Annotated in this window: 9 protein-coding genes; 2 read left to right on the top strand and 7 right to left on the bottom strand. The window is 50.4% G+C overall.

From position 1 onward, the window contains the following. Together ABDZ76_RS06295 and ABDZ76_RS06290 are read left to right on the top strand one after the other, a co-directional pair. The coding region (locus tag ABDZ76_RS06295) for a hypothetical protein (RefSeq protein ID WP_343802822.1) at positions 1-197 on the top strand (197 nt) is incomplete at its 5' end. A gap of 626 nt (positions 198-823) precedes the next feature. Further along, positions 824-2,779 (top strand): M23 family metallopeptidase, encoded by a 1,956-nt coding sequence (locus tag ABDZ76_RS06290; protein ID WP_343802819.1) that lies wholly within the window; start codon positions 824-826, stop codon positions 2,777-2,779. Positions 2,780-2,848: 69 nt separating this feature from the next. Here ABDZ76_RS06290 and ABDZ76_RS06285 read toward each other — a convergent pair whose 3' ends face one another. The 7 genes from ABDZ76_RS06285 to ABDZ76_RS06255 form a co-directional block, all read right to left on the bottom strand. Beyond that, a complete protein-coding gene (locus ABDZ76_RS06285) occupies positions 2,849-4,231 on the bottom strand; it encodes a L,D-transpeptidase (RefSeq protein WP_374844601.1) in 1,383 nt (460 codons plus the stop codon). Positions 4,232-4,455: 224 nt separating this feature from the next. Continuing rightward, positions 4,456-7,056, bottom strand: coding sequence for an ATP-dependent chaperone ClpB (gene clpB, locus ABDZ76_RS06280; RefSeq protein ID WP_343802816.1), 2,601 nt, complete (start codon positions 7,054-7,056; stop codon positions 4,456-4,458). Between the two features lie 196 nt (positions 7,057-7,252). Then, on the bottom strand, positions 7,253-8,158 hold the full coding sequence (locus ABDZ76_RS06275; RefSeq protein ID WP_343802813.1) for a DUF4167 domain-containing protein: 906 nt from the start codon (positions 8,156-8,158) through the stop codon (positions 7,253-7,255). Between the two features lie 316 nt (positions 8,159-8,474). Continuing rightward, positions 8,475-9,347 carry a peptide chain release factor N(5)-glutamine methyltransferase gene (gene prmC / locus ABDZ76_RS06270; protein ID WP_343802810.1) on the bottom strand — a complete coding sequence of 291 codons (873 nt, stop codon included), beginning with the start codon at positions 9,345-9,347 and terminating at the stop codon, positions 8,475-8,477. Then, complete coding sequence (prfA, locus tag ABDZ76_RS06265) at positions 9,344-10,417, bottom strand: peptide chain release factor 1 (protein WP_343802807.1); 1,074 nt, start codon at positions 10,415-10,417, stop codon at positions 9,344-9,346. Before prfA ends, prmC begins: the two co-directional genes overlap by 4 nt. A 107-nt stretch (positions 10,418-10,524) precedes the next feature. Further along, positions 10,525-12,795: a phosphoenolpyruvate--protein phosphotransferase gene (gene ptsP / locus ABDZ76_RS06260; protein ID WP_343802804.1), complete on the bottom strand. Its 2,271-nt coding sequence runs from the start codon at positions 12,793-12,795 to the stop codon at positions 10,525-10,527. Between the two features lie 188 nt (positions 12,796-12,983). Then, entirely contained in the window at positions 12,984-14,234 is a 1,251-nt protein-coding gene (locus ABDZ76_RS06255) for an aspartate kinase (RefSeq protein ID WP_184221788.1), read from the bottom strand. Positions 14,235-14,408: the final 174 nt, after the last annotated feature.

The following is a 14,408-nucleotide window of genomic DNA, read 5'->3' as shown; positions in this document are numbered from 1 at the left end:
TTGAACTATCCGAAAACAGTTCAGCAAACTATGCCGCCCACGTTTCTCTTTCTTCTGTATGTAATTTTCAAAGAACGGACGAAATCAACTTTCGTCAAAAACTAACTTCAATCACCAATCAGCGAACTCTCGCTCAACCGCTCAGCAATCTCACCACCCTCACACTCTCGAGCTCCGAAGTGGTTCGGGGCTTCTAACCCCTCAAGCAATCACTGTCAAGTGAAAACTTGCAAGAAAATCATTTACTTAGCAAATAATTTTCTCAACGCTGTAAAACCAAATCTCTTTAGATTTACCGCCGAACAATCAACCAATCTCGCAACTGATCAATCACTCTTAAGGACGAAGCTTCCTGCCGCTAGCAGCGCCGCCGCCCTCGTTGTTCGCCTTATAGGGCAACCAATCTAAAACTGTCAACGGTGTTTTTTAGTTTTCTTGAATGTTTTTTGAAGATTGATCATTTTCTTCATTTCAGCCTGTGTATAAGCACTGAATGCCGTCTCAGCGAATGAGCCTCAAGCGCAGATAATCTAAGACCATGCCTCAACAGCACTCTACTTATATATAAAGCCATAAAGCAGCCTCATTACATTATTAGAGAACGAACCGTCATTTATATGGTTGTTCACAACCACTTATTATTGACTTCACGAACAGGGATAGGCAAAACTGAAATGACGACAATGTTAGGCTTTGCTTACTTCTCTTCAGCACTACCTGAAAAATGTTGTGAATGTGAGCCGCATTGCGATTTTGTCGTGAGCGGTTTTGATACTATGAACTCGTGTATCATATAGCCAACTATGGGATACCCTGTATTAATATGACGTCGTATCAACGCGATCAAAAATTTACCGGCGACGAGCCCCCGCTTACAGTGGGTGGCAAACGGCGCCCGCCTGATCGCCGCGATATCTCTGCACGTTGGCTTGTCGGCACCTTTTTAACTGGCGTTACCTCCTGCACTCTTATCGGCGTTGCACTTTTTGCGGCTCTTGACGGGCGTGAACAGCTGGCAACACCTGCTGAATTGCTGGCACGTGATGATATTCAGCCTGCTGTTCAGCAAGATATCAGTAAAGGCAGCCGTATCGTCAGCGCGATTGCCAAGCAAAAACCACAAGACCGCCGCCGCATGGAAGTATCTACCATGTTAAAGGTAGGCGAACGTGAGGTGATTCGAACCCGCCCCTTTGAATATGTCAAAATGGCTCTGGCGGTCGACCATCCGACAAATCGCAAATACCCAGCTTTTAATGCACTGGAAGTTTTCTCTGAAGGCCCTTCAGCTCCGCAACCTGCGAATACCGGCCAGATTTACGGCGCTAAAGTGGAAAGTGAGATCAGCCTGCGCGTGATTGATTTCCCGATGGAGGTCACCGATTTTGACACTACCGCCGACCTGAGCGTCGATGATGTTGAAAATATTGTACGTGATACAGGGATTTTGCTGACCGATGGCGACGTACAAGTCGCTTCGCTGCATTATGTTGATCCGTTGCGGTTTGGTGCAAGTGAATCGCTTTTTGCTTTAAGTCCGGCACTTGGCGTGCGTATCACCCAAGAAAATGTCAGTGTCGCAGCACGGAATGAAGGCACAGAACTTGCCGGTGATGGCTTCTCTGAAGAACTTATTCCTTTCCGCAATGCCGCCAATATTAGTGATGCCCTGACAAGCGCCGGTTATACCGATGACAGCGCACCACAAATGGCGGAAGCGCTCGCTAAATTAATGAACTCGCCGCGCCTGAAAGAAGGCAGCGTTTTGCGAGTCGGCGTTGAAAGCCGTAATGGCGAAGATAGAATTGTCCGCGCCAGTATTTATAGCAACACCACCCATCTGGTGACCGTAACCCTTAATGATAAAGCGCAATATGTGCCTTCCGATGAACCGGAAACAACGCCATTGCTGGCAAGCGCTTTTGACGGTGAAGTTGTAGCCCCGCGTTTGCGTGGTGATTTGCCAAGTGTTTATGACGGAATCAGCCGTGCAGCTCTTGCCTATGGCATGACCGATACTATGCGCGCACAACTGATTAAAATGCTCGCTTCCGATGTGGATTTACAAGGCAAGCTCAACGCATCAGATCAGTTGGAAGCATTTTTCTCATTGCCGGATGATTCTGACAGCGCGGATGACGATTCGCAGCTGCTTTATGTGTCGGCAAATTTTGGCGGCACCACACGAAAATTCTATCGCTATCAAGCGCCAAACGGCACTGTTGATTATTTTAATGAAGACGGCAAAAGCGCTAAACAGTTTTTATTACGTAATCCTGTACCAAACGGTGTCTTCCGATCCCCATTCGGTATGCGCCGCCACCCGATTCTCGGATATAGCCGCATGCATACAGGTGTTGACTGGGCTGCACCGCGCGGAACGCCGATTATTGCCTCAGGTAATGGTGTTGTTGAAAAGGCCGGCTGGTCAAACGGTTACGGTAATCAAACTCTCATCCGTCATGCCAATGGTTATGTCAGTAGCTATTCGCACCAAAATGCGATTGCCAATGGTGTAACAGCAGGCGCAAGAGTGCGTCAGGGGCAAGTGATTGGTTATGTCGGTTCCACCGGTCTTTCGACCGGCCCGCATCTGCACTATGAATTGATCGTCAACGGCACAAAAGTTGATCCGCTGCGCATCCGCCTGCCCGATAATAAAGCCTTGAGCGGCAAAGAGCTGGAGGCGTTTGTGCGTGAGCGCGAGCGCATTGATAAATTGCTCAATGATCAGGGTGACGGCACCAAGCTTGCAGCCAATAGCTCGGCCAGTGGTTAAGCGAAACCGAAGCCAATCAAATCAAAGATAAAAGAAAACCGCAGAAAATAATTTCTGCGGTTTTTGTTTTTACTCAGTAAACTCAACAGTTACTCCCGGCCCCACTAGTTTGGCCAGCTCCTGCGCATCCCAATTGGTCAGGCGCACACAACCATGGCTGGAGGTTTTACCGATTTTAGATGGTTCAGGTGTTCCGTGAATACCGTAAGTCGGTTTTGACAAAGCAATCCACACCGTACCAACAGGCCCGTTAGGCCCTGGCGGGATGGTCAGCACCTTGTCATTATTACCCTGTTTGAAATTAATCTTCGGATTGTAGGTATAATTCGGATTAATGGCGATCCGCTCTACCTGCACAATGCCGGATGGAGACGGATTATCAGAAGAACCGATAGTCGAAGGATAAGCGACAATCAATTTACCATTTTCATCATAGCCGCGCACTTGCTTGCGGGCTTTATCGGCAATGATACGCGCTACTTTCGGCTTTTTAACCCGCTTAATATTCGGCACTTTAATCATTGTGCCCGGCTGGCCAAAATTCACCCCCGGGTTAAGCTCTTTCAAATAGGCTTCATCAATATGAAAGCGCTCACCAAACATTTCGGCATGGGATGTATAAGCCATGCTCGATAATTGTGCTTTTAAAGCATAATCAGCTGGAATCGATGCGACCAGATTTTGTGCCGCATCTTTTTCGGTGATCATATATTCTATAAAGGCTGCGCCGCCCGTTGCTTCCAGCTCGGCATTGATTGCAGCCTCATCCTGCGGATTAATAAAGCGGCCTGTCAATTCGCCGTAAGCGGCAGCTGCCTTATCAACATTACTGCCAGCACGACCATCAATCACGCCTGGTGAAGCACCGGCACGATCCAGCAAAATCTGATAAGCTGCAATTTTAGCCTTCGCGCCCTGCCCTTTAGGCATTTCAACCGCCGGCGTTGTATCACTTATGTCAGGATAGCTGCGCTGTTGCTGCTGCATCTGACGATTCTGCTGCTCATAATCCGGAATGCTTGCCTGATCGTAGCGATCACTGCCAACAGGGGGCAATTCATTACGTTCAATCTGCCCGTCACGATTATAAGTATAATCGGGGGCTGAAGGAGCTGCGGGATAATAATTGGGATCTTCCGGCACATTGCCGAAACCATCATAAGGCGCACCGCCATCAACAGGACCATTTAATGTCCAGTTGCCACCGCCGCGAATGCCGCGTCGTCCTCTGGTTTGTTCTTGTCCATGAGCAGGCTCCACCGCAATGATGCGACCTTGCCGATCCATCGTTACGCGCTGACCTTTCGGGTCGATATAAACCCGGATTTGCCCGTCACTGAAAACCTGCTCGCCCGGATCATAAAGCTGTGCCGATGCAGGTGCACTCATCCATAAAGGGAGGGTAACTGATGCCAACAATGCCAAACAAGACAATGACCGGTAATGCGCCATGAAAAAACCTTGCAGAGAAAAAGCCTTCACTCCAGATGCCGTATTTACAGTTAACAAACACCTAACTTTTCAAGTTCTTACGAAAGGAAGGTGACATCAAAATGGCCAAAACAAATTTGCCCGCAATAAAACGAGCATTAAATCCGGCAATAAAGAAAGCCGGTCAAAATGCTTTGACCGGCTTTCAATCATATTCAGATCATCTTGCGATGAGTGGCTGAAGATTAGCTCTCTTCAGCTGTCATTCCGGCCTTCGCCTTGAAATTCAACCGGTCAGAACCGGCTGAAATTTCAACGACCGAGCCATCAAGAACATCACCAAGCAGAATTTTCTCTGCCAGCGGATCCTGAACTTCCTTCTGGATCACCCGCTTCAACGGACGTGCACCATAGGCAGGATCATAGCCCTTGTTGGACAACCAATCACGGGCATCATCATCCAGTTCAAGATGAACCTTCCGGTCAGCCAGTAATTTTTGCAGACGTTCAAACTGAATATCGACAATCGCGCCCATATCGGCCCGACGCAGACGATGGAACAGAATGATCTCATCCACACGGTTGAGGAATTCCGGACGGAACGAAGCACGCACCACCGACATGACATCTTCGCGGGCACTGTCAACAGTATCGTCTTCGCCTAGGTTCACCAGATATTCGGCACCAAGGTTAGACGTCATGATGATCAGCGTATTTCTGAAATCGACAGTGCGTCCCTGACCATCAGTCAGACGGCCATCATCAAGCACCTGCAACAGCACGTTGAAGACATCCGGATGCGCCTTTTCGATCTCGTCGAACAGAATGACCTGATAAGGACGGCGACGGACAGTTTCCGTCAAAACGCCACCTTCTTCATAGCCGACATAACCCGGAGGTGCGCCGATCAGACGGGCAACGGAATGTTTCTCCATGAATTCCGACATATCAATCCGCACCATCGCAGTATCGTCGGAAAAGAGGAACGATGCCAGTGCCTTGGTCAGCTCGGTTTTACCAACGCCGGTTGGTCCTAAGAAAATGAAAGAACCAATCGGACGGTTAGGATCCTGCAATCCGGCACGCGCACGACGAACAGCTTTGGAAACCGCCTGCACGGCTTCCGCCTGACCAACCACCCGCTTGCCGATCTCGTCTTCCATACGCAGAAGTTTTTCGCGTTCACCTTCCAGCATGCGGTCAACAGGAATACCCGTCCAGCGGGAAATAATCTGTGCCACATGGTCAGGTGTCACGGTTTCTTCAACCAAGGAACCACGGTTTTCATGGCTTTCGGCATCCACCAGTTCTTTTTCAAGCTGCGGGATTGCGCCATAAGCCAATTCACCGGCCTTCTGGAATTCGCCATTACGCTGGGCAATTGCCAAAGCATTACGCGCATCTTCCAGTTTCTTTTTCAGGTCTGCCGCATGGCCGAGCTTCTGCTTTTCCGCCTGCCATTTGGCAGTCAGTTCAGCTGATTCTTCTTCCAGATCACTCAGCTCTTTTTCCAACCGCACGAGACGGTCTTTGGAAGCCGTATCAGTTTCCTTCTTCAAAGCTTCGCGTTCGATTTTCAACTGCATGGCGCGGCGGTCAATCTCATCAAGCTCTTCCGGTTTCGAATCGACCTGCATTCTGAGACGCGATGCAGCCTCATCCACAAGGTCGATCGCTTTATCCGGCAAGAAGCGATCAGTGATATAACGGTTGGACAATGTGGCAGCGGCCACCAGTGCTGAGTCAGAAACCCGCACTTTATGATGCTGCTCATATTTTTCCTTCAAACCGCGCAGGATCGAAATTGTATCTTCAACGGTTGGCTCATTAATAAAAACCGGCTGGAAACGACGGGCAAGTGCGGCATCCTTTTCCACATATTTGCGGTATTCATCGAGAGTCGTTGCACCAACGCAGCGCAATTCGCCACGCGCAAGTGCAGGTTTAAGCAGGTTTGATGCATCCATCGCACCATCGCTTTTACCGGCACCGACAAGGGTGTGCATTTCATCGATGAACAAGATGATCTGACCGTCAGCGCTCTGCACTTCCGACAAAACCGCTTTCAGGCGTTCTTCAAATTCACCGCGATATTTTGCACCTGCAATCAATGCGCCCATATCCAACGCCATCAACTGCTTATCTTTAAGAGATTCCGGCACGTCACCATTGACGATACGCAGAGCCAAACCTTCGGCAATCGCGGTTTTACCCACGCCCGGCTCACCGATCAGCACCGGATTGTTTTTGGTACGGCGCGACAAAACCTGAATGGCACGGCGGATTTCTTCATCACGACCGATCACCGGATCAAGCTTGCCGTCGCGTGCATCTTCCGTCAGATCACGCGCATATTTTTTCAAAGCATCATAATTGCCTTCTGCGGATGCAGAATCAGCTGTACGACCCTTACGCATATCGTTGATCACCTTATTCAGTGCATTGGCCGTCACACCGGCTTTGCTTAAAATTTCAGAACTTTTGGCAGATTTTTCAATCGCAAGTGCCGTCAGAAGACGTTCAACAGTTACGAAACTATCACCGGCTTTGGTGGCCAGTTCTTCGGCAGTTGAAAACACTTTTGCGAGTGGCTGTGACAGATAAAGCTGATCATTGCCGCCGGTCACTTTGGGAATAGCATTTAAAGCTGCATCCAGACCGATACGCAATTGCGCAAGATTACCGCCCGCACGTTCAATCAGCGTTGCCGCCAAACCTTCATTATCATCAACCAATACTTTCAGCATATGCTCCGGCATAAATTGCTGATTATTGGCGTTTAATGCATAGGTTTGTGCAGACTGAATAAAACCGCGAACACGTTCGGTATATTTTTCAATATTCATAATTGTCTCCTTCATCCGCGTCGACCTGTAACAGCGCCGAACGGTCTTTGGTGACGAGCCCCCAGATGAGGCGGGCTCCATCTTGTTATGATATGGGATGAGTTTATGCGTTCGGCAAGACGGCCGCAAATATTCTGCAATAAAAAAGGCGCGAAAGTTAAACTCTCGCGCCTTTGCTTGATTATAAAGCTAAAATTTATGCTTCTGATGCTTCTTTAACAGGCTCAGCATCTTCTGGCTTAACGCGGCGCGGACGACCCGGACGGCGACGAACCGGTTCTTCACCATCAGTTTCCGCGACAGCTTCAACAGGTTTGGCGCGTGGGGTGCGCGGCTTGGCAGGAGCAGCCTTTTTAACCGGCTTTTCTTCTGCTTCCGCAGCAACTGCAACAGCTTTGACAACCGGCTGTTCTTTTACTTCCGGCTGCTCTGCATTTTCAGCAAAATGCGTGACTGGCTGCGGTGCATCAGGGGCTACAGGATTGCTGTGCTGTTCAAAACGCGACGGACGACGCGGACGCTGAATGCGGCGCTGATCACGATCTCTGCCATTATTATCACGGCCTTGATTGTCGCGGTTCTGGTTGTCACGGTTATTATAATCGCGATTCTGGCTACGTTGTTCGTGAGCCCGCTGTTCATGAGAACGTGCATTGCCGCTATTATCTTCGTCATAAACAACTTCAGCCGGCGTGCCTTCAATAAAAGGCTGCGGGCCGCTACCGCTTACGTCCTGCGACGAGGAACCGTTATGGCCGTTATTGGATGATGTGGCGGCAAAGCTCTGCTCTTCATCATCATTGCCTTCGTCGTCAAAATTTTCATCCCGCTGGAAATGCTGCGGGTTTTGCGCCTGCGCTTGCAAAATAATGCGGGTATAATGTTCCGCATGTTGCAGGTAGTTCTCAGCCATCACGCGATCACCGGAAACCTGAGCATCTCTAGCAAGAGCTGCATATTTCTCTGCGATATGCTGTGCATTGCCCCGGATTTTCACGTCCGGACCGTTGCTTTCATAATTACGCGTCAGAGGATTGGGACCCTTACGGTTATTGTTGTTCCCCCGTCCACGCATGCGCCTGTTCTGCTGTGCTGGCCTCATACTCATATCTCTTTTCAGATTAAGGGCGCTTAAGACCTGCGCGATCACAAAGATCAACGGGTCTCGCAGTTTGAGCTACAGAAGGGAGTGCACCCTAAAATTCCAGTCTGTATAATGCTCTGAATGTGGTACATACCGTTTAAAACTTAACCGGCCTGTTTTTCAGACCCCGGTTCTCAGACCTTAGGCGGTCTTGCACTTTACGGTGCAGTCAAAAACCAAAATTTCGGACGGTGACCGGAACCTAAACAGGTTTGCCGGAAATTCCAAGCGTTTTTATTGATTGCCTCTCAATTATCTGCATCATTTCGCATTTTTAAGCTTTTTCAAAAAGCAGCGCTCGTTCATGTCCGCCGAGATCTTTGCTTGTCCGCACCAGCTTGAAATCATGTTGATTGAAAATCACTTCCACGTCAGGCAACTGGCCTGCACCGATTTCAATGGCGATCACACCTTCATCATATAGGTGATTTGCAGCATGTTTCGCAAGGGAGCGATAAAAATCTAATCCGTCTTCGCCGCCATCCAAAGCAGCCATCGGGTCATAGTCACGAACTTCGCGTGAAAGTGCGGCAATTTCATGATGCGGAATATAAGGCGGGTTTGATGTAATCACATCAAAGCGCCCACTCACATTGGCAAACCAATCACTGTGCAATGCAGCAAAGCGTGAAGACACACCGGCATTTTCAGCATTAATACGCGCGGTGCTCAAAGCATCCTGCGCTATATCCACCGCCACGCAACGCGCTTTCGCACATTGATGCAGCAATGTGATAGCGATGATACCCGTGCCTGTGCCCATATCCAGCACATCCACCACTTGGCTTGTATGTGCTTTCTGTTCCACAACCGGCAATACTAATTCGATCAAAGCTTCGGTATCAGGGCGCGGCTCCAGCGTATCCTTCGAGAGCTGGAACTCCAGCCCCCAGAAAGCACGCGCGCCTATGATGCGATGCACCGGTTCACCGTTCAGACGACGCTCCAAAGCAGATTGCCAAAGCGCCACTTTTTCCGCATCAACAGCCTGCTCCGGACGGCTGATCATATCCATACGCGATGTGGCACTTGTCCATTCGGTTAAAAACCGTGCATCAATGGCCGGATTTTCAATTCCGGCAGCCATAAAAGCATCGCGCATCTGCGCAAACATCTGTCCCAGCTGCATTTGATGGACGTTCTTCATTCACCAAGCTCGGTCAGGAGTGCGGTCTGATGATCAGAAATCAGCGCATCCACCAATTCGTCCAGTTCGCCTTCCATCACCCGATCAAGCTTATAAAGCGTCAGGTTGATGCGGTGATCGGTAACGCGTCCCTGCGGGAAGTTGTAGGTGCGGATACGTTCTGAGCGATCCCCTGAACCCACCTGACTGCGGCGGGCTTCTGAGCGTTCGCTCTCAGCCTTTTGACGTTCCATATCATAAAGACGGGCACGCAAAATCTGCATCGCGCGGGCACGGTTCTGATGCTGCGATTTTTCCGCCTGCACCACCATCAAACCGGTCGGAATATGGGTGATACGCACGGCAGAATCGGTGGTGTTAACGTGCTGCCCACCTGCACCTGACGCACGCATTGTATCAATGCGGATGTCTTCATTGCGGATTTCAATATCAATATCTGCCGCCTCCGGCAGCACCGCAACCGTTGCAGCAGAGGTGTGAATACGTCCGCCCGCTTCAGTTTCCGGCACACGCTGCACGCGATGCGCACCGGATTCAAATTTCAATTTCGAAAATACGCCCTTGCCGGAAACAGTCGCGATAATTTCTTTATAGCCACCGGCATCGCCTTCACTGGAACTCACCAGCTCGACACGCCAGCCTTTTTCCGAAGCGTAACGCTCATACATGCGGAACAAATCACCGGCAAAAAGTGCCGCTTCCAAACCGCCGGTTCCGGCGCGGATTTCCAAAATAGCGTTTTTCTCGTCGGCTGCATCTTTGGGCAAGAGCAGGATTTGCACTTCCTGCTCCAAAACACCTACGCGCTCCTGAAGGGCTGGCAATTCTTCTGCCGCCAGCGCACGCATATCTGCATCTGTGCTGGCATCTTCCTTCATCAGGCTCAGTTCCTGCACTTCTTCACGCGCGGAGGCCAGTTCACGGATCTTACCAACCACTTCTTCCAGTTCCGAATATTCGGATGCCAGCTTCACATAAGTTTCCGAATCCGGATTGGAAGCCATTTGGCTTTCAATCAACGAGAAACGTTTCAGAAGCTGGTCCATACGGTCCTGCGGCAATGCGATCATAAGTTAAGTCCGATACAAAAATATTGAAAATTGGCGGTCAAAGCCCGCCTTTTTTGAGCCAAATGGCAAAATACACGAAAACGTGTGGAGAGAAGCTTAAAGCCTCGCTACAACGGAATATCGTTATCCTGTGCAAATTTCAGCAACAATTCACGCAAGGAATGCGCGTCATTGTGCTTATCAAGCTCGCCCTGCAACAGCTTGTTAAGCTTGCTGGCATCCAATGCACCAAGCATGGCTTTCACAGGCCCGATGGTTGCAGCTGACATTGAAATCGAGCGGAAACCAAGTCCGATCAACGTCATTGCCATCAAGGGACGCCCTGCCATTTCACCGCACAAAGTGACCGGCGTATCATGGCGAAGGCTTGATTCCACAATATGGCGCAACACCCGCAAGAATGCCGGTGACAACTGGTCAAAACGATCGGCAATCAGTGAGTTACCACGATCAACCGCCATTAAAAACTGGAACAAATCATTGGAGCCGACAGAGACGAAATCAACAGCATCCATCAATTCGCCCATTTGCCAGAGCAGTGATGGCACTTCAATCATCGCGCCAAGCTTCACTTTGCTCGGCAGCTGATAATCAAATTTCGACAAATGGTTTACTTCGCGATCAATGATCTCACGCGCAGCTTTCACTTCCGCCACTTCTGTCACCATCGGCAGCATCATGCGCAATTCACGCCCGCCGGAAGCTTTTAAAAGTGCGCGCAGCTGGGTACGGAAAAGCCCCGGACGATCAAGCGTCAAACGGATGGCGCGCCAGCCCATAGCTGGATTTTCTTCCTGACCGGTCGAGCGGAAATATGGCAGCACCTTATCGCCGCCAATATCAAGCGTGCGAAAAGTCACCGGCTTGTCGCCTGCGGCTTCCAGCACTGAGCGATAAAGTTTTTCCTGCTGTTCCGCTTTCGGGAAAGTCGAGGCGATCATGAACTGCAATTCAGTGCGGAAAAGCCCGATACCGACGGCGCCGGATGCTTCCAGTTGCGGCAGATCAACGAGCAAGCCACCGTTCATGAAAAGCGCGACATTCTCTCCATCCAAAGTAACAGACGGCTTGTCGCGCAATTCCTGATAAAGCTTTTGACGGCGCGCACGGAAACGCACTTTTTCTGCATAAGCAGCTTCCACATCCGATTGCGGACGCAAATGCACAATACCGGCATCACCATCAACAATGATCGCGTCATTGTTTTCAGCCATTGAGACAACGCCTTTGGCTTGCCCGACGACAGGAATACCCATGGCACGCGCAACAATTACCACATGGCTGGTGGCTGCACCATCTTCCAGCACCACCCCACGCAAACGCTCACGCGGATAGTCCAGCAGCTCTGCCGCGCCCATCGAGCGCGCCACAATAATAGCATCCTTGACCAGGCTTTCCGCAACAGTCTTGGCATCGCGCCCCATCAATTGGCGCAGCAAACGATTAGCCAGATCATCAAAATCCGACAGGCGTTCACGAATATAAGGATCGGTCAGATGCACCATGCGCGCACGCGTGTCGCTCTGCACTTTTTCAACCGCAGCTTCTGCGGTCAGACCATTGTGGATCGCCTCTTCCAGACGGCGCTCCCAGCCACGGTCATGCGCAAACATCCGATAGGCTTCCAGCACCTCACGATGCTCACCTTCCGCAGCCACTTCACGGCGCGACAGCATATCATCAATGGAAAGACGCAAAGAACCGATCGCATCTTCCAGACGCTTGATTTCTGCTTCACTATCTTCATTGAAGAGATTGTTGACGACGATGCGCGGCTCATGCAGCACCACATGGCCAAGGCCGACACCATCATTATAGCCGCCGGCGGTAAAGCTCATGGAGCGGCCAAGATCAAGCTCGATGCCGGCACGCGCCAAACGGGTGCCATCACCTGTTGCAATGATTTCCGCCAGCACCATAGCGGTGGTTTCCAGCGCTTCCACTTCGTCATCACGATAAGCGCGCTTGGTGCGGTTTTGCACAACCAGAACGCCAAGCGTACGACCAGCACGTAAAACAGGCACACCCAGAAATGAATTATAAGCTTCTTCGCCCGTTTCCGGCAGATAAGCAAAAGCCGGATGGCTTTGCGCGTCGGTCAGGTTCAGTGCGCGCGCTGTGGCGGCAATGGTTCCGACCAACCCCTGCCCCAAACGCAATTGCGCCAGATGCACAGCCTGCGGATTAAGACCAACGGTTGCGTAAAGCTCCAGCACACCATCGGTACGCAAAACATAAAAGGAGCAAACTTCCGCGACCATATTTTTCGCGATTTCGTTCACAATGCGATCAAGACGCACCTGTGGCTCCAACGCCTCCGCCATTAATTCGCGAAGTCGCTTGAGCAATACACGGGGACCGGTCGTCAGCTCACGCATAGGCGATCGAATGCTCCTTATAATGGTTCATGGTGGCAGAAGCCTGTTGCAGGCGGCCAAATCACGAACCAGACAAGATAATGTCGACGTATTACTATGCAAGTAACACGTCGACAATCCTTTTGGGCATTTTTAAGCCGCGCGTCTAGAGTCTAAAACGCGGCTTAGAGTAACAAAAGTGTTTTTTCTTATTTATCCAGACCATAAACACCATGCAGAGTGCGCACTGCCAATTCTGCATAAGGGCCATCAATCAAAATAGAAATTTTGATTTCAGAGGTGGTGATTGCACGGATATTGATGCCTTTTTCAGCCAAAGCACGGAAAGCTGTCGCTGCAACACCAGCGTGTGAGCGCATACCGATACCGATGACGGAAATTTTCGCCAGACCTGATTCTGACTGAACAGCATCACAGCCCACTTCACCCTTGACCTTTTCAAGCGCTTTAACCGCTTTTTCCAGATCACCGGATGGAACGGTGAATGTCATATCTGTTTTGGTGCCGTCTTCAGATACATTCTGAACGATCATATCGACATTGATACGCTCTTCCGCCAGAGGGCCGAAAATAGCTGCCGACACACCTGGCCGGTCAGCAACACGGCGCAGTGAAATCTGAGCTTCATCCTTGGCAAAAGCGATACCGGTCACAACCTGCTGTTCCACGATTTCTTCCTCGTCGCAAATAAGTGTTCCGGGAGGGTTGATAGGATCATCCATGCCCGGCGCATTAGGATCCGTAAAACTTGAACGTACAAAGGTACGAACCTTATGTACCATAGCCAGTTCGACCGAGCGAACCTGCAAAACCTTGGCTCCAAGAGAAGCCATTTCCAGCATTTCTTCAAAAGAAATCTTTGAAAGACGCTTTGCTTTTGGCTCCACGCGCGGATCGGTCGTGTAAACGCCGTCCACATCGGTATAAATATCGCAGCGATCTGCCTTTACAGCGGCCGCAATGGCCACCGCAGATGTATCCGAACCACCGCGGCCAAGCGTTGCAATGCGGTTGTCAGGACCGATGCCCTGAAAGCCAGCAATCACTGCAACCTGTCCTTCACCGAAGCGTTCGATCAGGAATGAACCGTCAATATCAACGATACGCGCCGCACCATGGGAATTATCGGTACGGATCGGGATCTGCCAGCCCTGCCACGAGCGGGCGTGAACGCCCATGCCCTGCAAACAAATAGCCAGCAAGCCTGCGGTCACCTGCTCACCGGAGGCAACCACTGCATCATATTCACGGGCATCATGCATTGCGGAAGCTTCACGCGTCCATGAAACCAGCTCGTTGGTTTTTCCGGCCATAGCCGAAACAACAACAGCAACTTCATTGCCTGCGTCTACTTCACGTTTAACATGTCGTGCCACATTACGGATGCGGTCGATGTCGGCTACTGAAGTGCCGCCGAATTTCATCACGATGCGCGCCATGGTATGGATACGTCCCGAATTCTGAAAATTTCACCTGAGCCTGCTGAAACATTATTTTGTTGCTCAGCAGACAATCCGCGGGTGACATACCTAAATTGTGAGCAATCCGCAAGGTTCTCAAGTGATTTCTTGCTTGACTTTCTTTTTCTGCCGTTCAAGTCCATGATGGAAAGC

It is taken from the genome of Paenochrobactrum glaciei (genome assembly GCF_039522165.1).
Classification (GTDB): Bacteria; Pseudomonadota; Alphaproteobacteria; order Rhizobiales; family Rhizobiaceae; genus Paenochrobactrum; species Paenochrobactrum glaciei.
The sequence above is the reverse complement of the archived record's forward strand: the minus strand, read 5'-3'. Positions and strand labels throughout refer to the sequence as shown.